This window comes from Embleya sp. NPDC059213 (assembly GCF_042754445.1).
In the GTDB taxonomy this organism is placed as follows: domain Bacteria; phylum Actinomycetota; class Actinomycetes; order Streptomycetales; family Streptomycetaceae; genus Embleya.
Genome location: NZ_JBHZAV010000194.1, coordinates 1 through 17,626, shown reverse-complemented (window position 1 = coordinate 17,626; position 17,626 = coordinate 1). Strand labels below are relative to the sequence as shown.

Sequence of the window (17,626 nt, the reverse complement as noted above, 5' to 3'; positions counted from 1 at the left end):
ACCAGCGCGCACGTCCCGGCGACTTCCCCCCGCCGGGACGGGCGTTCCCGCACGCCGCCGGCGGGCGAAGGCGGCGGCCCCGCCGGCCACGAGCGGTTCGTGGTCGGCGGGGCCGGGGGCTGCCGTGCCTTCGGATCGGTGTTTCGGGTCAGCGGATCGTCCTGAAGATCGGTGCCCGGTCGGTGACGCCGGCCAGGCCGTTCTGCCACAGGTACTCGACGGTGCTGCGTTCCTGGGCGTCCGGATTCGGGTTGGTACAGGACGGGCCCGGGCCGCCGCCGGACATCAACTCGCTGCACGGACCGGAGTAGTCGTCCGGCAGGCCGAGCACGTGGCCGGTCTCGTGCGCGGTGACGCGGACCGAGTAGTACTCCTGGTTCTGGGCGTAGTCCAGGAAGATGTATCCCTGGCCGTGTCCGTCCGTGTCGGCGTACGAGCCCTGCGGGTCGTCGCCCTCGTAGTAGGCGAAGTCGGCGTTCCCGCTGCTCTCGCTCAATTGCACGTTGCCCACCGAGTCGTTCCAGATCTGGGCGCTCTGCGCTATCTCGGACGCGAAGGACGGCGCCTGACTGGCGTCGTAGGTGATGGTGACGGTCTGCAGGCCGGGGTGGGTGGCCTGCTTGGCCTGCACGGACTTCATCACCGCGGCGAAGAACGCCTTGTTCGCGGCCTCTTGGGCGGGCGAGCCCGCGTAGGTCGAGGTCGCATGGTGCCGGGGGGCGGCATGGGGGGCGGCCTGGGACGGAGCAGCGGCGGCGGGCACCGCCATCAGGGCGGCGACCAGGCCGAGGGCCGGCACCGCCGAGAACACCGTCTTGCGACGATTCATGGGGAGACTCCATTCGTGCCGGTGGATCCCCGGTCGCCGGTGGGACACCGGGCACACTCCGGGGGGACTCCGGTCAGGCCGAGTGTGTCCCCGCCGGCAAGCGGCGCGGATGATGCCAGCCGGTGATAGCACGATCCGATCCGGGGCCCTGACCCCTCGTGCCGACCCCCGGGGGCGCGCTCACGCCCGGAGCGGCAACACCGCGCGGGCGCGGACGAGTTGCCCGTACGGCTCGGCGGTGCCGGCGGGCAGTGTGGCCAGCCACAGCACGTCGTCGGCGGCGCGCTCGACCGCCGCGTCCCGCTCGGCGGGCTCCATCGGTTCGGCCGGATCCGCGCGGCACACGCTCGCGGCGTTGACGAGGATGTCGCGCCGGGAGGCGTCCTCGGTCAGCTCTCGGGCCAGGATCCGCATCGCGGCGACCCGGCCGATCATCGACGGGACGCCGATCCACGCCGGCCAGCCTTCGGCCGCCGCCCGCCCCTCCTCGACGGCGCGCACGTAGTCGTCCATCACCTCGGCCAGGTCGGCCAGGCTCGCCCGCTCCACGTCGAAACGCGCGCGCAGCCGGTACGGCAGATGCCGCAGTTCGCCGAAGTCGCCCGCCAGGAGTACGAATCGGGCCCCGTCGCGCAGCAGCGGCCGGAACGCCTCGATCAGCCGGTGGGTGTCGTGGTTGTCGGTCCGTACGTAGGACCCGACCTGGTCCTGGTTGCGTACCCCGAAGGCGATCCGGGCGGCGGCGCCGGCGATCACCACGTCCACGCCACCGTGTCGGGCGCCGAGGGTGTCGGCGAGCGTGCCGACGCCGGCCGGATCGTCGGGTGCCAGGGTCGCCGACCTGGGCGCGAACCCCTCGGCGCGCAGCCGGGCGACGGCGGCCCGCCCGCGTTCCGGGTCCGGGGACGTCAGGTAGACCACGCCGTCATCGCCGAGGCGGCGGCACAGCCCGCGCACCAGCGCGAGGCCCAGCGCGCCGGTCGCGCCGGTGACGAGCGCGGTCTTGGCCATGGTGATCCCCGATTCCCTGTTCGAGCGTTCCGCTCGGCGTATCTCTACGATCGTGCCGGGGCGGCGCCCGAGCAACGACGATGCTCGCAACCCCGGTTAACCCAGGGGTTACCGATGACGAGAGGGAACCGGGAATCGAGACCGGCTGCGATCGGCCGATCCCACCGGGCACCGCAGGGCGCCGCACGGCGTGACCGGGCACAGGGACGAACGGCGGGGGCGTATGGAGCTGCGGGACATCGAGATCTTCCTGGTGCTGGCGGAGGAGTTGCACTTCGGCCGCACCGCCGAGCGGTTGCTGGTCTCCTCCGCCCGGGTCAGTCAGGCGATCAAACAGCAGGAACGCCGCATCGGCGCCCCCCTGTTCGAGCGGACCAGCCGACGCGTGGCGCTGACCCCGATCGGCCGGCAACTGCGCGACGACCTCGCGGTGGGCTACCAGCGCATCCAGGACGGGATCGAGCGGGCCGCGGCGGCGGCGCGCGGCCTGTCCGGGACGCTGCGGCTGGGCACCATGGACGCGACACTGGCCGAGATCCCCGACGTCCTGGACACCTTCCGGACCCGGCATCCCGATTGCGAGCTGCGCATCCGCGAGGCGCACCTCGGTGACCCGTTCGGGCTGCTGCGCAGCGGTGAGGTCGATCTGCAACTGGTCTGGCTGCCGGTCGAGGAGCCCGATCTGACGGTGGGTCCGATCGTGCTGAACGAGCCGCTGGTGCTCGCGGTGTCGGCCCGGCACGAGTTCGCCGGGCGTACCTCCGTCTCGCTCGAAGACCTGGCGATCGGGCCGGTGTTCCGGATCGACGACTCGGTCCCGGCGTACTGGGCCGAGGCGATCAATCCGAGCCAGACGCCCAGTGGCAGGCCGATCCCGCGCGGCCCCGCCAGCACGACGGCCCAGGAGACGCTGACCGCGATCGCGGCCGGACTGGCCATCTCGCCGGTGCCCCTGCACGCGGTCAAGTACTTCCCGCGCGGCGACATCGCCTACATCCCCATCGACGACGCGCCCACCCTGGCGTGGGGCCTGGTCTGGCGCACGGCCGCCTACTCGCCCCTCGCCCAAGCCTTCACCCGCGCCGCCACCGACACGCTCGCGGCCTCGGCCGAGCCGGGCAAGGGCCGGGCGAGCGCTACCCCCCGGCCCTGACCCTCCCTCTGCCCTCCTGCTCCGGGCTCGCCGAGCCCGCCACCGCTCGCGGCATCGCGACCAGCGCCGACACCGCCGCGCCGGCCACGCACCCCGCGGCCACGGCGAACGCCGCGGCGTACCCGTCGGCGAGCGCGGCCGGTGTCGGTGCACGATCGCCGGCGCGCGCGGCCGTCGTCGAGGCCGCCACCGTGCTCAGCACCGCCAGGCCCACGGCGCCGCCGACCTGCCGAACGGTGTTGAGCAGCCCGGCCGCCACGCCGCCTCGGGCGGGCGGGACCCCGGCCGTTGCGGCCAGCGTGATCGGCGTGAAGGCCGCCGCCGTCCCGATCCCGAACAGCGCTCCGGGAATCGCGATGGTCGACCAATACGGGCCGTCCGGGCCGGTGGTCGCGCCCGCCGCCAACCCGGCCAACCCCAAGGCGCCCAGCGCGCAATACAGCGCGACGGCCCCTCGCGGGCCGAGCCGAAGGCTGAGCGGCCCGGCGGTGCGCGCCCCGATCATCATGCCGAGGCCGATCGGCAGGAAGCCGGCCCCGGCCCGCAGCGGCGCGTAGCCGTGTACGTACTGCAGATCGAACGACAGGAGGATCAGCGTCGCGACGAACCCCAGGGTCAGCAGGAACATCACCGCGTTCGCGCTGCGCACCGACCGGAGCCGGAACAGTCCCGGCGGCAGCAGCGCGTCCGCGGCCCAACGCCCCTGATGCACCACGAACAGGCCGAGCACGAGCAGCCCGCCGGTCAGCACCGGCCACACCGACGGGCTCGCCCACGCCGCGCTTTCGGAGCGCATCACCGCGAACACCACCGCCGCCGACCCGGCGGTGACCAGCGCCGCGCCGACCACGTCGAGCCGTCGGCGCCCGCCGGTACCGCCCGCACTCGGTGCGAGCACGCCCGGCGTGACGAGCACGGCGGCGATGCCCAACGGCACGTTCACCAGGAACACCCACCGCCAGCCCAGCCACTGGGTCAACACCCCGCCGAGCACCGGCCCGGCTGTGGCGGCGATCCCGCCGACCGCACTCCAGGTGCCCAACACCCGGGCACGACGCGGCCCTTCGGGAAAGGTGGCGGTCAAAGCGGCCAGCGTGGCGGGCATCAGGAACGCCGCCCCCAGCCCCTGCGCCGCCCGGGCCGCCGACAACATCGCGGGCGATACGGCCAGGCCGCAGAACAGGCCGGCGGCGGTGAAGAACGCCATGCCGAGGCACAGGATCCGGCGCAGCCCGTACACATCACAACACCGCCCGCCCAGGAGCAGGAACCCGGCGAAGGCGAGCGTGTAGGCGTTGACCACCCACGGCAGCGCGGCGGCGGAGTAGCCGAGGTCGACCCGGATGTCGGGCAGCGCCACCGACACGATGGTCGCGTCCAGGACCACCACGAACGTGCCCGCACAGGCCAGGACCAGCACCAGGCGCTCGCGCCGTCGCTCGGTCCGCTGCTCGATCGAGGGTGTGACGTCGGCTTTCATCGATCCTCCCCAGGCGTGCGTGATCGACCGGCGCGCCGCCGATGCGGACCTTCGCGCTCGGGGCCGGATCACGTGGGATCGACCTTGCCTTCTCAACCCGGGTTGAGGTCAACTGAACCGATGAGCGACACCTTGGTACCGGTGGGCAACGTCGCCGACCGCTTCGACCTGCCGATCTCGACGCTGCACTACTGGGAGCGCCGCGGGCTGGTCACGCCGCACCGGCTCGCGGGCCGGCGGTACTACGACGCCGAACAGCTCTACCGGATCGCGCTGATCCGGCTGTGGCGCGACACCGGGTTGATGTCGTTGGACGAGATCGCCGCCGTCCTGGCCGGCCGCACCGCGACCCACACCTGGCGGGACACCGTCACCTCCAGGATCGCCGCCCTCGACGCGCAGATGCAGCGACTCGACACCGCCCGCGGCTACCTGCACTACATGCTCGAATGCACCCGCGACAATCCGGCCGCCGACTGCCTCCAGTTCCGCAAGGAGGTCGTGGTGCCCGCCCCGAAGGACTCGACGGCAGGACCCACGACCGGCGCACCGCCGAGCTCGTGAACCCGGGCGCACCCGGGTGCGCGGGCGGCGCCCTCCGCGCGCGACGGCGCGCGGGAGCCGGACCCGCGAACGCCTTCCCGCGCGGTGGGAGGGACCGCGGACTACCGCCCGGGCAGCACCCATTCCCTCGGGTCGCCGTCGGGGCGGCGGACGGTGCCGGCGGCGAGGTCCTGGAAGCCGGCGAGGCGGTTGCGGACGGAGTCGGCCACGTAGTCCTCGATGGACGCGGCGAGCCCGAGCCCGATCAGCGCGCGCACACGTTCCACCGCTTCGGGAGACAGGTTGACGCGGACCTCGGCCCCACCGGCACGGGTTGATTCGATACTCATCCGCCGGACGCTACCGCGCCCCACCGACACCACCGCCTCGTCGCCGGCCGGTTCCCGGGCGGCGGCCCCACTCGTCGCGAGGCCACCGCGCGTTCACCGGGATCAGCGGGGCGAGTCCCGGTGTCGGGCCAGTTCGAACTCGATGAAGGCCGCGATCATCGCGCGCCAGACGGCCTCGGCCACCTCCGGGGCCAGGCCCTCGACCGTCGCCCGTTCCCGGGCGGCGGCCACCACCTGTTCCACCCGGTCGGGGGCTCGTACCGCCGCCTCGTCGGCCTTGAAGTCGGCTGCCGCGCGCACCAGTTCCTGGCGTCGCGCGAGCAGCCGGGTCAGCTCCAGGTCGAGCGCGTCGATGCGGGCCCGAACGTCGGCGAGATTCTCGGGATCGGACATGCCCGCATCATCGCAGCAGGCCCGACGCACTCCCGGCACGGCCCCGGACCCGCGCGGCCGAGACGACGGCCGCTCCGGCTCGCCCGGCGCCACGACGCGGGTTCCCGTGGGTAGTGCGCCACCGGACGCCCGCCCCGAAGCATCTGCCCGATCCCGCCCGTGCCGTCGCGGCGCGCCCGACCGTCCCGGGGCCGGTGGCGCCGACTCGCCTACACTCCGGTTGTGTCCGACCTGACCTCCCCGCCCCCGCCTCCCCCGCCCGGCGACGACGCACTCGACGCGGTCGCGGTGCTCGCCGACCCGGTACGCCGGGCGCTGTACCGCCACGTCGCCGCGGCCCAGGGGCCCGTCGGACGAGCGGCGGCGGCCGACGCGGTCGGGATCCAGCGCACGCTCGCCGCGTTTCACTTGGACAAACTGGTCGAGGCACGGCTGCTGAGTACCGAATTCGCGCGGCCGGCGGGTCGCAGCGGCCCGGGTGCGGGTCGACCGGCGAAGTTGTACCGGCGCAGCGCCGTCGAGACCAGCGTGAGCCTGCCGCCGCGGGCCTACGACACGGCCGGGCAGATCCTCGCGGACGCGGTCGAGCGGGCGGGTGCGGATCGGGCGGTGCGCGGGGCCGCCTACGACACCGGACTGGTCGCCGGGCGCACGCTCGGCGGGCCGCCGGCGGAGGGCGCCGACGAGCACGATCGGGTGGTCACCGCGCTGACGGCACGCGGATACGAACCGGTCCCGGCGGCGGCCGACGAGCCGCACGGCGCCTCCCGGATCCTGCTCCGGAACTGTCCCTTCCACCAACTGGCCGAGGATTTCCCGCCGCTGGTGTGCGGCATGAATCTGGCGCTCCTCGAAGGGCTCCTGGACGGTCTGGGCGCGTCCGGATACCGGGCCGGGCTGGACTCGGTGCCGGGTCGCTGCTGCGTGGTCGTCGAACGGGCGACGGGGGCGAACCAGGAGGGCTCGACCGGATGATCCGCACGCACCGGGTGTCGCGGACGGTTCCGCGACGGATCCCCCGGCAAATCCCGGGAGCGGCCCGCGAATCTCTAAAAACAATTCTCATTGACATAGAGCTCGGCGCCTGGTGAGGTGATCCCATGCCTTCGACCCACCACATCGCCCAGTTCAACGTCGCCCGCATGCTCGCCCCGCTGGACACCCCGACGATGGCCGAGTTCGTCGCCGGCCTCGATCCGATGAACGAACTCGCGGACCACGCGCCCGGCTTCGTCTGGCGGCTGAAGGGCGAGGACGAGGGTGCCCGCGACGCGACGGACATCCGTCCGTACGACGCCGACACGATCGTCACCATGTCGGTCTGGGAAACCCCGGACCAGCTCTGGGAGTTCGTCTACCGCAGCGGCCACCTGGAATACCTGCGCCGCCGCCAGGACTGGTTCGCGCACATCGCCGAGATGTCCCAGGTCCTGTGGTGGCTCCCGGCCGGCATCATCCCGACCTCCGCCGACGGCCGGACCCGGCTGGACCATCTGCGCGAACACGGCCCGACCCCGTACGCCTTCACCTTCCGCAACCGCTTCCCGGAGCCGGCCCCGTCGTCGACACCGGCCCTGCAGCCGGCCGACATCGCCTGACCGAGCGATCCGCGCCCGAGCCCAGGCCCGGGCGCCGCGACATCAGGGCGTCAGGGCCGCGTCCACCGCCTTGGTGTCCCAGTAGAACGGGCGAATCTCGGTGATCAGGCCGTCCCGAACAGTGATCATCTGCATCACCCAGGTGTCCAGGACCCGCCCGGTGGCCCGTGCGGTCAGCAGGCCCCGGTTCAGGATCGCCACCGACTCCCCGTCGACCGCGAAGCGCTGTTCGAGGAACTCCATCTCCCGCCACGCCTCGCTCATCGCGGCCATGAAGTCCTCGATCCCGCTCGGACCGTACCGGGGCCCGCCGTAGGGCAGGCCCGGGGCCTGGTACATGACCACGTCCGGCGCGAGACACGCGGCGAGTTCGGCGAAGCTCGCCCTGCCTCGACCACCGGCGCCGATATAGGCGGCCTCGGCGGCAAAGAACGCCTCCAGGACGGCACGCGCATCGTGTTCGGGTCGGGGTGCGGGCTCGGGTTCGGATCCGGGCTCGGGTCGGGGCATGGACGCGGGCTCGGTCGTCCTGGTCGGGGCCGTCCTGTCGAAACTCATGAACCCATCGTGACCACTCGAACCACCCACCCGCCGGCGGCAATCGGTCGTCACGCTTCGCCGCCGCCACCCTCCCTGCGGTGTGCCCGGCGTCACACGGAACCTTTTCGGGCCGGGCGTCCTCTTCCCGACGACCGGCTGACAACTCGTCAGCCCGGAGAGGGGACCGCGTCGTGGACATCACCACCGGAGCCGCCGGAGGCACCGAGCCTGCCGAAGGCACCGAACCGGCCGAACCCACCCGACCCGACGGAACCGCCGCGCCGACCGCCTCCACTGCCACCGCCGGCGTTGCGAGACGCGCCGGCACGGCGGTGGCCGCGCTGCTCGCCGCCGATGCCCTCCTGCACGCGTTCTGGGCGACCGGCTCGACCTGGCCCGCCGACGGCACCGAGGCACTCTCCCGCGGGCTGCTCAACGCCGACGTCCCGTTCACCCCGCGCACCCTGCTGCCGCTCTGCGCGCTGCTCGGCACCGGCGCCGTCGGCGTGTTCGCGCACAGCCGGGGTCGAGGCGGCCGGGTCGGCGCGCTGATCACCGCGGCGGTCGCCGCCGGACTCGCGATCCGGGGCACCGTGGGCCTGGTCTGGGCGGCGGGCATCGGGACCGACCCGGACAGTACGTTCCACCGCCTCAACCTCGCCGTCTACACGCCGGTATGCCTGACCTTCGGCTACGCGGCGGCGCGCCTGGCCCGGACCGGCTTCCGCCCGACGTCGAGCCGAGCGCCCCGGCCCCGGGCCACCGGGAGATGATCACCACCGTGCCGGATCGCCGAACCGAAGACCCGAGCCGGGACCCGACCCGGGGTCGGGCCGAGGACCGCGTCGCCCGCGCCGCCGACCGGCGCACCCGCGGCGTCGCCCTCGCCCGCGCCGCCCGTCGCGGCGACACCCTCGCGATGAGCGACCTGCTCGACCACCTGATCCCCTACGTCTCCGCCATCTGCGGTCCGATCGCCCCGGACGCCCGTCAGGACGCGGTCCAGGAGACGCTGGTGGTGGTCTTCCGCGCGCTGCGCAACCTCGACGAACCGGAGGCGCTGTACGGCTGGGTCCGGGCGATCGCCGTGCGCGAGGCGATCCGGATCGCCCGCCGCGCCGGGCGCGACACCCCCGTCGAGGCCACCGAACCGCCCGCGCCCGGCGACCCGCAGTTGGCCACCGACATAGACGACGTACTGGGCAGGCTGTCGCCCGAGCACCGCGCCGTCCTGGTCCTGCGCGACGTCGAGGGTTTGGACGAACAGACCGCCGCCGACCTGCTCGGCGTCCCCGAAGGCACCGTCAAGTCCCGGTTGCATCGCGCCCGGGCGGGATTCCGAAGGATGTGGACGGCATGACCGAGCCACTCGACCCCGACAACACCCGATCGCCCGACGGACAACCCGCCGAAACGACACCGGCGGCAGGCGAGGCCACCGGCATCCGGCCGGTCCACGTCGACGCGGTGGCCCGGCTGCGGGCGCTGACCGCCGGCATCGCGGGTGCCCGGGTGGTCGAGGGTGTGCTGCCCGCGCCGTTCGCCGAGGTCTGGGCGGTGATGGGCGACCTGGAGCACGGTTTCGGCCGGTTCCAGCCGGACATGCGCCGGGTCCGGGTGTCCCGGCGCGACGGCGATCGGGTCGAGGCCCACGCGCGCAGCCGCTACGGCATGCGGGCCCGCTTCGACGGGATCCTGCGCCCGGGGTGGTGCTGGCTGCAGAGCCGATTCGTGATCATCGGCATGGCCGCGGTCGCCGAGCACGACACGACCCGGGTCGCGCTCACCGGTGGGGTCCGGGTACCGGGTCGAGCCGCCATCGTGCCGATCGGCGCGGAGCGCGAACTACGCCTGGCCCTGGCCCGATTGCACACGACGGTGAAGGCCGGCTGAGCGAACCGCCCACGATTTCGCCGCGTTCCGCGTTCCCGCGCCGGCGGCGCCACGTCAGCCGCGCAGCGTGGCGGCGGCCTTGAAGGTGCGCAGCACCGGCGCGGTCTCGATGCGGGTGATGGCGTCCAGGGCGACCCGGCGAATCAGGTAGTGGTGCAGGGCCTCCGCGTCGCTGCACAGGGCGTGTGCGACCAGGTTGGTGGGGCCGGTCGTGGCGGCGACGACGGCGAGTTCCGCGTGACCGGCCAGCTCGGTGGCGACCTGGTCGAGGCGGCTGGGCGCGACCTGCATCCACAGCAGCGCGGACACGCCGGCGCCGAGGAAGGCCGGTTCGATGTCGATGTCGAAGAACAACGCGTCGCGCGAACGCAGTCGGCTCAGCCGGCGGGCCGCGGTGGCGGGCGTGGAACCGGTCGCGGCGGCCAGGTCCGCGTAGCCGGCCCGGGCGTCCTCGCGCAGCGCGGCCAGCAGGCACAGGTCGGCATCGGTGAGCGGGTACGGGTCGCCGTCCGCGGCGTCGGCGGCCGGGGCGTCGTGGACGCGCAGCCGGGCCTGCTGTTCGGGGGTGAGGGTGCCGACCCGGCCGCGCCACGCGGTGGGCCCGCCCAGGTAGGTGTGCAGCAGGTAGTGCGCGGAGACCGCGGTGATGCCGGCGGTGCGTGGGATGTCGCGCAGCAGGAGGGAGTGCGCGTCCGGGCCGCCGGGCGCGGTGTGGATGATCGCGACGATCTCGGTGCCGCCGGAGGTCAGCCGGACCCATGCGGTGTCGGGGCGGCGGGCCAACGCGACGGCGATGTCGTGCGCCGTGCGGGTGGCCGCGGTCAGGCGGACGAACCACTGGTGGGCGCGGGTGCTGCGCGGGGTCGGCAGGGCGACCACCCGCAGGCCGGCTTCGGCGTGCAGGCGGCGGTAGCGACGCACCACGGTTTGGGTCGAGGAGTCGAGGACGTCGGCGATGAGGGTGAACGGAGCGCGGGCATCGACGTGCAGGGCGTGGATCAGGCCCCGGTCGAGATCGTCCAGTTCGAGCATGTTCCTCAAAATATCCGACTCGGATGGATGAAATCATCGATCCGAACACCAAAGGTGGAACGGGATCCGGACGCCGGACCAGGGTGATGTCAAGCAGGACGCCGGGACGTCGACCGGCGCGGCACACCACTCACGGGGGATCCCATGACCGAGCACGCCAGCACGCCCGCCGGCGGCACCGCCACCCACGACACCCCGGCCGCGCCACCGGGCCCGCCGGCCCCCGTCGCCTACCGCCGGCGGTGGACGGCCCTGATCGCGCTGCTCACCGCCGAGGCGATGAACCTCCTCGACGCCACCATCGTCCAGGTCGCCGGCCCCGTCATCCACGCCGATCTCGGCGGCCCCGCCGCCGCGATCCCCTGGTACAGCGCCGCCTACACCCTCACCTTCGCCCTCGGCCTGCTCATCGCCGCCCGCCTCGGCGACATCGCGGGCCGCCGCCGGGTGTTCCGCATCGGCGTCACCGCGTTCGCCCTCACCTCGCTGGCTTGTGCGCTCGCCCCCACCGCCGGCGTCCTGATCGGCGTACGCGCGGCGCAGGGTGCCGCCGCCGCCCTGATCATCCCCCAGACGTTCGGCCTGATCCGCGCCATGTTCGACGGCCCCGAACTGCCCAAGGCACTGGGCACCATCGGCCCGGTCATGGGGCTGTCCGCGGTCCTGGGCCCGGTCTCGGCGGTGTGCTCACCCACGCCGACCTGTTCGGCACCTCGTGGCGCGCGGTGTTCCTGGTCAACCTGCCGCTCGCGGCCGCCGTGCTGGCCATCGCCCCGCAGCTGCGCGAGGACCGCGCACCGGTACGTCCCCGCCTCGACCCGACCGGCACCGCGCCGGCCATGGTCGGCATCGCCCTGCTGGTGTGCCCGCTCACCGCCGGCACCGGCGCACCGGGTCCCGGCGCCTGGGCCGCCGCGGCGCTCGGCGCCCTCGTACTGATCGTATTCACCGCCCACCAGCGCCGCGCCGCCGCGGCCGGCCGCACCCCGCTGGTCGAGCCGTCCCTGCTGCGCGGCCGTGTCTTCCCCGCCGCGCTGGCCACCTCCACGCTGTTCTTCGCCGTCATGAACGGCGTCATGATCACCGTGGTACTGCACCTCGAACTGGGCCTGGGCAACGGCCCGCTCGCCGCCGGCCTCACCCTGCTGCCCTGGTCCGCCGGCCTGGCCGTCGCCTCCTGGGCCGCCGGCAGCCGACTGCTCCCCCGCTACGGCACCCGCGTCCTGCACGCCGGCATCGGCTGCCTCGCCGCCGGCATCGCCGCCGCAGCCCTGGCCTACCGGGTCGCGCCCGCCGGCCACTACCCACTCGGCCTGCCCTTCGCCCTCGCCCTGGCCGGCCTCGGCGTGGGCCTGTTCACCACGCCGTTCTTCACCACCGCGCTGCGCCACGTCTCGCCGCAGGAGACCGGCTCCGCGGCCGGACTGCTCAACGCCGCCCAACAACTCGGCGGCACCCTCGGCGTCGCCGTCGTCGGCGGCATCTACCTGACCGGCGACGGCTCCGGACAGGCCGCGGGCCCCAGCGCACAACACGCCCTGGCGGCAGCCGCCGCACTCCTCGCCGCAACCGTCCCGACCGCCTACGCGATGACCACCCACCGCCACGGCCGAACCGCTCCAACCCCAACGACCAACGAAACCCCCTGACCCGACTCGGCCGGGGCGTGTTGCGCGCTCGGCCGGGCCGAGCGCGCCGCCGCCGTCGGCCCACCCCGGCCGCCGGTCCCGCCGCGCCGTCCGACGCGCAACTTCCGTTGGCCACAAGGGACTCGCCAAGCGACGGGCCGTCGACGCACCGGGTCTCACCCGTCGGCGCCCACCCACCCGACCTACCGCCCCACGATCGTGCCGGGCGGACTGCCTTGGGACGCCGCCGAACGCACGCTCGCCTACGACGCGTTGGGTCGACTGAACCGAGCGAGGAGCCCGAAGGGCGGATGCCGGGGTCGTGGTACCCGACGGGAGACCCAAGACATGCTCTAGGCCAACCCCAACTCCCCGACCATCTCGTCCCCGCGCAGCTCGCCCGTCAGGCGGAAGCCGAGCCCCAGGTAGAAGCCCTCGGGACCGCCTTCCCCCGGATGCCAGGTGGCGGTCAGGCGCGTACCGCCGCGACGGCGGATCTCGGCGGCCACGGACTCGACGGCGAAACGCCCATAGCCCCGGCCCTGTTCGCCGGCCGCGATGTTGAGCCGCCACAACCCCGAGCGAACATCGGGGCCCGCGCCGTCCTCCGCGAAATCGATGTCGAAGAAGGCCATCACAAACCCGACAGCTCGATCACCGTCGAAGATGAGGCGAGGCCAAGCGTTGTCCGGATACACATACGCCTGAGCCAGGGATTTCACAACCGGCGCAACCAAGTGCTCCTGATCGGGCCGAACCTTCAACCCCATCGCAACATCGACGTTGTCCGCCGTAACCGCACCCAACCGAAGCGCGCTCGTCATCCACCCACCGTAAACCGACCGTCAACCACTTCCCCCACCCCACCCACAGAGCAATCGGCCACGGGATCCACGCTTCACAACCTCCACCGCACCCTCGCCCCGCGCACCCACCGGACCGCGACAAGGTCGCCCGCCGGCCGGCCGAGGCAGCAAGCCCAAGCCATGGCCCCACCAGCTCGCTCCCGCGTCGCGGTCCCGAACCTCCCCCGCCCACAAGGGAATCCGCACGCGGCACCCGACCTTGATCCACTTCCGGTCCGAGTTGCTGCCCGTGGGCCTCCTGACGCCCGTCGGCGACACGTTCGGCGTTTCGGAAGGCGCGGGCGGACTGATGGTCACCGCGCCCGGGATCGTTGCGGCGTTCGCTGCGCCGGTGATCGCCGTGTCGGCCGGCGGGGTGGATCGCCGGGTGTTGCATCACCAACCCGGCCGACCTGCACAACCCGGTGGCCTTCGGCTACAGCCACATCGTCGAAGCCCCCAACCCCGACCTGGTCATCATTGCCGGCCAGTACGGCTCCGACCCGACCGGCGCCGTCGAATCGGCCGACTTCGCGGCCCAGGTCGAACGCTCCTTCGCCAACCTGGGCACCGCCCTCGCCGCGGCCGGCCTGGGCTTCCGGGACGTGGCCCGCCTCGGCACCTACATCGTGGATCACGACCACGCGAAGCTCGAAGCCCTCCTCGCGGTGATCACCCGCATCTGGGGCGACCGGCCGCCGGCCCAAACCCTGCTCGGCGTCGCCGCCTTGGCCCTCCTCGACATGCTCTTCGAGGTCGACGCAACAGCGGTCCGCCCACAGCCGCCCGCCCAATGAGTCCAATTGGACTCACCACCCACGCGTTGGACCCACCGCCCACGACCCACGCGCCGACCGCCCCACCGCGCGCACCTCAGCGGCGGGGTTCGACCCTCAGGTCACCGCGGGTCAACGCGAAGGTCGTGTCCCGGGCGAGCATGGCGTGCGGGAAGCCCGGGTCGATCGCGCTCGCCGCGTCCAGCCGGGCCGCCTGGGCGGCGGTGAAGTCGACCCCCAGCGCGCCCAGATTGTCCTCCAGTTGCGCGGAAGTGCGCGCGCCGATGATCGCTGCCGTCACATCCGGGTTCCGCAAAGTCCAGGCCAGCCCGACCTGGGCGGGTGTGTGGCCGGACTCTGCGGCAACCTCCTTCACGACGTCCACGATCGCGAGGTTGCGTTCGGTGAGCGCGCCATTGGCGATGGTGACGCTCCTGCGGGTGCCGTCGCCGGTTGCGGTGGTGGCAGCGGCGTTCAGGTCGTCGCGGCCGTACTTGCCGGTGAGCACCCCGCCGGCCAGCGGCGACCACGGAATGACCCCCAACCCCATCTCGCGGGCCATCGGGATCAGGTCGCGTTCCCCGGTGCGCTCGATCAGGTTGTACTCGATCTGCAACGCGACCAGCGGCGACCAGCCGCGCAGGTCGGCGATCGCCTGCATGCGCGACACCTGCCAGGCCGGGATGTTGGAGATCGCCACGTACAAAACCTTGCCCTGCCGAACCAGATCGTCCATCCCGCGCAGGATCTCCTCGACCGGCGTCGTGAAATCCCACAGGTGCAGGTAGAGCAGGTCGATGTAGTCCGTATTCAACCGCCCCAGACTGGATTCCACCGACGAGAACAGAGCCTTGCGGTGGTTGCCCCCGGAATTGGGATCGCCGGGCCGCCGCAGCGTCGAGTACTTCGTCGCCAGCACCAGGCTTTCCCGGTTGTCGCGGGTGAACTCGCCCAGCAGGCGCTCGGAACTGCCACCGGTGTAGGTGTCGGCGGTGTCGATGAAGTTGCCGCCGTGCTCGATGTAGCGCTCGAACAACCTGCGCGACTCGTCCCGCTCGGCGCCCCAGCCCCACTCGGTGCCGAAGGTCGCCGCACCCAGGGCCAGCGGTGAGACCCGCAGCCCGGAACGGCCCAGCAGCCGGTAGCTGTCGAGGGTGAGTGACATCGTGTCCTCCTGTGCTCGTGATCCGTCGTCGAGAATCAGTCTGTGGACGCCGCGAGCCGGGGATAAGGGAAGGAACTTCCTGGGAAGGCCGGTCCCACCCTGGATGTACGCTCGACGGTGATGACCCGCACCATGGATGCGACACACGAACTGGCCGCGTTCCTGCGAACGAGGCGCGAACGCCTGGACCCGGACGATTTCGCGCTGCCGTCACGTCGGCAGTCCCGGCGAACCCCGGGATTGCGCCGCGAAGAGGTCGCCGAACTGGCCGGGGTCAGCATCGACTACATCGTGCGACTCGAACAGGGCCGCGGCCTGCGGCCCTCGGTGGACGTACTGGAAGCGCTGTCCCGAGCGCTGCGCCTGGCCCCCGATGAACGCGCCTACCTCTTCGACCTGGCCCGGCACCGCCCCCGCAAGGCCGAGAAGCTCGCCACCGCCGCAGCACCGCCGCTGGCCCGCCTGGTCGCCGACCTGGCGCCGCTGCCGGCCATGCTGCTGAACCACCGCTACGACATCCTGGCCTGGAACAACGAAATGGCCAGGCTGCTGGTCGACTTCGCCGCCCTGCCGCCGTCGCAGCGCAACACGATGTGGCTGTGCCTGATGCATCCGGAGATCCGCGAGTTCTACGTCGACCGCGAACGCGTAGTGCGGGAGGGGATCGCCCACCTGCGCGCCGCCTGGGCCGCACATCCCGAGGATCGGGCACTGACCGACCTCATCGCCGAATTCACCGCACACGACGAGGAATTCGCGCGACTGTGGGACGAACAGGACGTCCGGGTCAACGGCCGAGGACACAAACTGATGCGACACCCCGACGTCGGCGCGATCGCACTGCACTTCGAAGTACTCACGCCGCTCCAGGACCAGGACCAACGTCTGGTGATCTACCGCGCCGCAGACGACGAAAGCCAGTCCGCACTGAACCGCCTGTCCGCACGGTAACCGCGACCCCTCCCACCCCCACCCACGCCCCAACCGGAGCCGGCCCCGGCGAAGGTCCAGCGGCTGGTGGGCCGGGCGGTCACGGACTCCGAGGCCCGGTTCTGCCGCACCAGAGTGAGCGAATCTCGCATACACCCGCTCCCGGCCGCAGGGCCCTCGCAGTGCGCCGAGTTGAAGACCGGTCCCCGGGCGCCGAGGCTGAAGAGCCTGCTCGCTGAGGTGAACAAGCCGGAGCAGGTGCGGTGGCTGGAGCTGCCCACGGACCAATTCGCGGACGTGCAGGAGAAGCTGGTGGAGGCGTGGCGGGCGCCGGGCGTTGAAGGAGTACCCGGCGAATCCGGAGCGAATGAAGCCCGCCCGCAGCCTCACGCTCCCAGCCGCGCTGTGCCATGTGCGGCAGACGGAGATCGCCGACTCGCGGGTGGACCCGCTCATGCAGCTCGTGCCGAAGATCAACACGCAGGCAGAGTGGAAGGTCGACAGGGAGCCGAATGCCGAGCTGAGGAAGGATCCGGGGCAAGGAGGGCATGCTTGCCGCGGGTTGCCGGGCCGGCATTGTCCGAGCCGTCCGGCACGGTGCGGCGGGTGATCTACCCGGTGGTCGGCGGGGAGACAACGCTTGAGCCTGGCTGCGGAGGCTGCGACGAACGAGGCCCGTACAAGGCGCGGGTTCGCACGGTGCTGTGGTCGTCGTACTCGGCGCACTGGCGGCGAATGCTCTCGCCGCTGCCGGGTGCGCTGGAGCTGGAGTGCAACAACCCGCGTACCGGCCGGTGATGGATGCGATCGACCTGCTCAAGCTGTATCCGAAGCAGCCGTTGAAGGAGGGGCGTTCATCGATCCGGCACAAACGGTGCCGCTTGCGGGGGTAATGCCCGGGCTGTAGCGGTCGGCCGTGGTGAACGACATGGGCCGGGTCGAGCGCATCCCGTACGAGCTGTACATCCTGATCGCGCTGCGGGACGCGGTGCGCCGGCGCACAACTGCCCACCAGGCGCCGCGGCCCCGGAGCTGCCGGTCGTTCTCGACATGCCAGGCAAGGTCGCGGACTGCCTCCGCACCAGCGCCCCGGAGCCCGCCGAGCGGGCCGCACGACCAAGGCGTGACCGTACGGCGGCGCGGCCGGGACAGCACCCCGCGTGTCACCGCTGTGCCCTCGACCCACCACCAACTCCTCGGCCACTGCCAACCGCTCGACAGCCCCTCGGCCAAGCCGCCACTGTCGCCTTGCACCCCGAAAGCACCCGGAAGCGGCCGAGCCGGCCGGCCACCGGCTGCCATCACGCGGCGTACTCAGGTATCGCCACTACCGCTCGCCGGACCACTGGAAGTCGAGGCCACCCCCTTCAGCCCGTCCACGGTTGACCCGGCGACACTCGCGCCAGGCATCTCCGCGCCAAGGGCCTCCCCGCTCGTGGACCGGGTCGACCATGACCGAG

At 72.6% G+C, this 17,626-nt stretch carries 19 protein-coding genes and 1 pseudogene; 11 read left to right on the top strand and 9 right to left on the bottom strand.

Annotation, left to right across the window (positions count from 1 at the left end):
- Window positions 1-148: 148 nt before the first annotated feature.
- Complete coding sequence (snpA, locus tag ACFXMF_RS39985) at window positions 149-829, bottom strand: snapalysin (protein ID WP_360319137.1); 681 nt, start codon at window positions 827-829, stop codon at window positions 149-151.
- A 180-nt stretch (window positions 830-1,009) separates the two neighbouring features.
- Entirely contained in the window at window positions 1,010-1,840 is an 831-nt protein-coding gene (locus ACFXMF_RS39980; protein WP_360319139.1) for an SDR family NAD(P)-dependent oxidoreductase, read from the bottom strand.
- A 223-nt stretch (window positions 1,841-2,063) separates the two neighbouring features.
- Here ACFXMF_RS39980 and ACFXMF_RS39975 point away from each other — a divergent pair, with 223 nt between their 5' ends.
- Window positions 2,064-2,993 carry a LysR family transcriptional regulator gene (locus ACFXMF_RS39975; RefSeq protein ID WP_379990285.1) on the top strand — a complete coding sequence of 310 codons (930 nt, stop codon included), beginning with the start codon at window positions 2,064-2,066 and terminating at the stop codon, window positions 2,991-2,993.
- On the opposite strand, the gene ACFXMF_RS39970 is transcribed toward ACFXMF_RS39975, so the two are convergent.
- Window positions 2,977-4,473 (bottom strand): MFS transporter, encoded by a 1,497-nt coding sequence (locus ACFXMF_RS39970; protein WP_379990284.1) that lies wholly within the window; start codon window positions 4,471-4,473, stop codon window positions 2,977-2,979. The genes ACFXMF_RS39975 and ACFXMF_RS39970 overlap by 17 nt on opposite strands.
- A 120-nt stretch (window positions 4,474-4,593) precedes the next feature.
- On the opposite strand from ACFXMF_RS39970, the gene ACFXMF_RS39965 reads away from it, so the two are divergent.
- A complete protein-coding gene (locus ACFXMF_RS39965) occupies window positions 4,594-5,037 on the top strand; it encodes a MerR family transcriptional regulator (RefSeq protein ID WP_360319145.1) in 444 nt (147 codons plus the stop codon).
- A gap of 101 nt (window positions 5,038-5,138) precedes the next feature.
- On the opposite strand, the gene ACFXMF_RS39960 is transcribed toward ACFXMF_RS39965, so the two are convergent.
- A complete protein-coding gene (locus tag ACFXMF_RS39960) occupies window positions 5,139-5,366 on the bottom strand; it encodes a hypothetical protein (RefSeq protein WP_360319147.1) in 228 nt (75 codons plus the stop codon).
- Between the two features lie 102 nt (window positions 5,367-5,468).
- Window positions 5,469-5,759: a chorismate mutase gene (locus ACFXMF_RS39955; protein ID WP_360319149.1), complete on the bottom strand. Its 291-nt coding sequence runs from the start codon at window positions 5,757-5,759 to the stop codon at window positions 5,469-5,471.
- Between the two features lie 222 nt (window positions 5,760-5,981).
- Between ACFXMF_RS39955 and ACFXMF_RS39950 the strand changes: the two genes are divergently transcribed.
- Entirely contained in the window at window positions 5,982-6,734 is a 753-nt protein-coding gene (locus ACFXMF_RS39950) for a helix-turn-helix transcriptional regulator (protein ID WP_379992328.1), read from the top strand.
- A 125-nt stretch (window positions 6,735-6,859) separates the two neighbouring features.
- Window positions 6,860-7,357: a DUF3291 domain-containing protein gene (locus ACFXMF_RS39945; RefSeq protein WP_360319153.1), complete on the top strand. Its 498-nt coding sequence runs from the start codon at window positions 6,860-6,862 to the stop codon at window positions 7,355-7,357.
- 42 nt (window positions 7,358-7,399) lie between these two features.
- On the opposite strand, the gene ACFXMF_RS39940 is transcribed toward ACFXMF_RS39945, so the two are convergent.
- Entirely contained in the window at window positions 7,400-7,915 is a 516-nt protein-coding gene (locus tag ACFXMF_RS39940) for a nuclear transport factor 2 family protein (RefSeq protein WP_379992327.1), read from the bottom strand.
- A 173-nt stretch (window positions 7,916-8,088) separates the two neighbouring features.
- Here ACFXMF_RS39940 and ACFXMF_RS39935 point away from each other — a divergent pair, with 173 nt between their 5' ends.
- From ACFXMF_RS39935 to ACFXMF_RS39925, 3 genes are read left to right on the top strand one after another with little or no spacing between them, the layout of a single operon-like run.
- Window positions 8,089-8,670, top strand: a complete 582-nt coding sequence (locus ACFXMF_RS39935; protein WP_360319157.1) for a DUF3995 domain-containing protein — start codon at window positions 8,089-8,091, stop codon at window positions 8,668-8,670.
- Window positions 8,671-8,678: 8 nt separating this feature from the next.
- Window positions 8,679-9,257, top strand: a complete 579-nt coding sequence (locus ACFXMF_RS39930; protein WP_360319159.1) for an RNA polymerase sigma factor — start codon at window positions 8,679-8,681, stop codon at window positions 9,255-9,257.
- On the top strand, window positions 9,254-9,790 hold the full coding sequence (locus ACFXMF_RS39925; RefSeq protein ID WP_379992325.1) for a hypothetical protein: 537 nt from the start codon (window positions 9,254-9,256) through the stop codon (window positions 9,788-9,790). Before ACFXMF_RS39930 ends, ACFXMF_RS39925 begins: the two co-directional genes overlap by 4 nt.
- A 54-nt stretch (window positions 9,791-9,844) precedes the next feature.
- On the opposite strand, the gene ACFXMF_RS39920 is transcribed toward ACFXMF_RS39925, so the two are convergent.
- Window positions 9,845-10,822 carry an Lrp/AsnC family transcriptional regulator gene (locus ACFXMF_RS39920; protein ID WP_379992324.1) on the bottom strand — a complete coding sequence of 326 codons (978 nt, stop codon included), beginning with the start codon at window positions 10,820-10,822 and terminating at the stop codon, window positions 9,845-9,847.
- Window positions 10,823-10,966: 144 nt separating this feature from the next.
- On the opposite strand from ACFXMF_RS39920, the pseudogene ACFXMF_RS39915 reads away from it, so the two are divergent.
- Window positions 10,967-12,471, top strand: a pseudogene (locus ACFXMF_RS39915) (MFS transporter).
- A gap of 332 nt (window positions 12,472-12,803) precedes the next feature.
- Here ACFXMF_RS39915 and ACFXMF_RS39910 read toward each other — a convergent pair.
- Window positions 12,804-13,274 carry a GNAT family N-acetyltransferase gene (locus ACFXMF_RS39910; RefSeq protein ID WP_360319167.1) on the bottom strand — a complete coding sequence of 157 codons (471 nt, stop codon included), beginning with the start codon at window positions 13,272-13,274 and terminating at the stop codon, window positions 12,804-12,806.
- A 446-nt stretch (window positions 13,275-13,720) separates the two neighbouring features.
- On the opposite strand from ACFXMF_RS39910, the gene ACFXMF_RS39905 reads away from it, so the two are divergent.
- Window positions 13,721-14,092, top strand: coding sequence for a RidA family protein (locus ACFXMF_RS39905; RefSeq protein WP_379992583.1), 372 nt, complete (start codon window positions 13,721-13,723; stop codon window positions 14,090-14,092).
- Between the two features lie 76 nt (window positions 14,093-14,168).
- On the opposite strand, the gene ACFXMF_RS39900 is transcribed toward ACFXMF_RS39905, so the two are convergent.
- Window positions 14,169-15,236 carry an aldo/keto reductase gene (locus tag ACFXMF_RS39900; protein WP_360319169.1) on the bottom strand — a complete coding sequence of 356 codons (1,068 nt, stop codon included), beginning with the start codon at window positions 15,234-15,236 and terminating at the stop codon, window positions 14,169-14,171.
- Window positions 15,237-15,356: 120 nt separating this feature from the next.
- Here ACFXMF_RS39900 and ACFXMF_RS39895 point away from each other — a divergent pair, with 120 nt between their 5' ends.
- Together ACFXMF_RS39895 and ACFXMF_RS39890 are read left to right on the top strand one after the other, a co-directional pair.
- A complete protein-coding gene (locus ACFXMF_RS39895) occupies window positions 15,357-16,187 on the top strand; it encodes a helix-turn-helix transcriptional regulator (RefSeq protein WP_360319171.1) in 831 nt (276 codons plus the stop codon).
- A 531-nt stretch (window positions 16,188-16,718) separates the two neighbouring features.
- Complete coding sequence (locus ACFXMF_RS39890; protein ID WP_379992584.1) at window positions 16,719-16,964, top strand: hypothetical protein; 246 nt, start codon at window positions 16,719-16,721, stop codon at window positions 16,962-16,964.
- Window positions 16,965-17,626: the final 662 nt, after the last annotated feature.

Bases quoted from the DNA above. Each gene is read 5' to 3' on its own strand.
- snpA (WP_360319137.1), bottom strand. From the start codon at position 829: ATGAATCGTCGCAAGACGGTGTTCTCGGCGGTGCCGGCCCTCGGCCTG.
- ACFXMF_RS39980 (WP_360319139.1), bottom strand. From the start codon at position 1,840: ATGGCCAAGACCGCGCTCGTCACCGGCGCGACCGGCGCGCTGGGCCTC.
- ACFXMF_RS39975 (WP_379990285.1), top strand. From the start codon at position 2,064: ATGGAGCTGCGGGACATCGAGATCTTCCTGGTGCTGGCGGAGGAGTTG.
- ACFXMF_RS39970 (WP_379990284.1), bottom strand. From the start codon at position 4,473: ATGAAAGCCGACGTCACACCCTCGATCGAGCAGCGGACCGAGCGACGG.
- ACFXMF_RS39965 (WP_360319145.1), top strand. From the start codon at position 4,594: ATGAGCGACACCTTGGTACCGGTGGGCAACGTCGCCGACCGCTTCGAC.
- ACFXMF_RS39960 (WP_360319147.1), bottom strand. From the start codon at position 5,366: ATGAGTATCGAATCAACCCGTGCCGGTGGGGCCGAGGTCCGCGTCAAC.
- ACFXMF_RS39955 (WP_360319149.1), bottom strand. From the start codon at position 5,759: ATGTCCGATCCCGAGAATCTCGCCGACGTTCGGGCCCGCATCGACGCG.
- ACFXMF_RS39945 (WP_360319153.1), top strand. From the start codon at position 6,860: ATGCCTTCGACCCACCACATCGCCCAGTTCAACGTCGCCCGCATGCTC.
- ACFXMF_RS39940 (WP_379992327.1), bottom strand. From the start codon at position 7,915: ATGAGTTTCGACAGGACGGCCCCGACCAGGACGACCGAGCCCGCGTCC.
- ACFXMF_RS39925 (WP_379992325.1), top strand. From the start codon at position 9,254: ATGACCGAGCCACTCGACCCCGACAACACCCGATCGCCCGACGGACAA.
- ACFXMF_RS39920 (WP_379992324.1), bottom strand. From the start codon at position 10,822: ATGCTCGAACTGGACGATCTCGACCGGGGCCTGATCCACGCCCTGCAC.
- ACFXMF_RS39910 (WP_360319167.1), bottom strand. From the start codon at position 13,274: ATGACGAGCGCGCTTCGGTTGGGTGCGGTTACGGCGGACAACGTCGAT.
- ACFXMF_RS39900 (WP_360319169.1), bottom strand. From the start codon at position 15,236: ATGTCACTCACCCTCGACAGCTACCGGCTGCTGGGCCGTTCCGGGCTG.
- ACFXMF_RS39895 (WP_360319171.1), top strand. From the start codon at position 15,357: ATGACCCGCACCATGGATGCGACACACGAACTGGCCGCGTTCCTGCGA.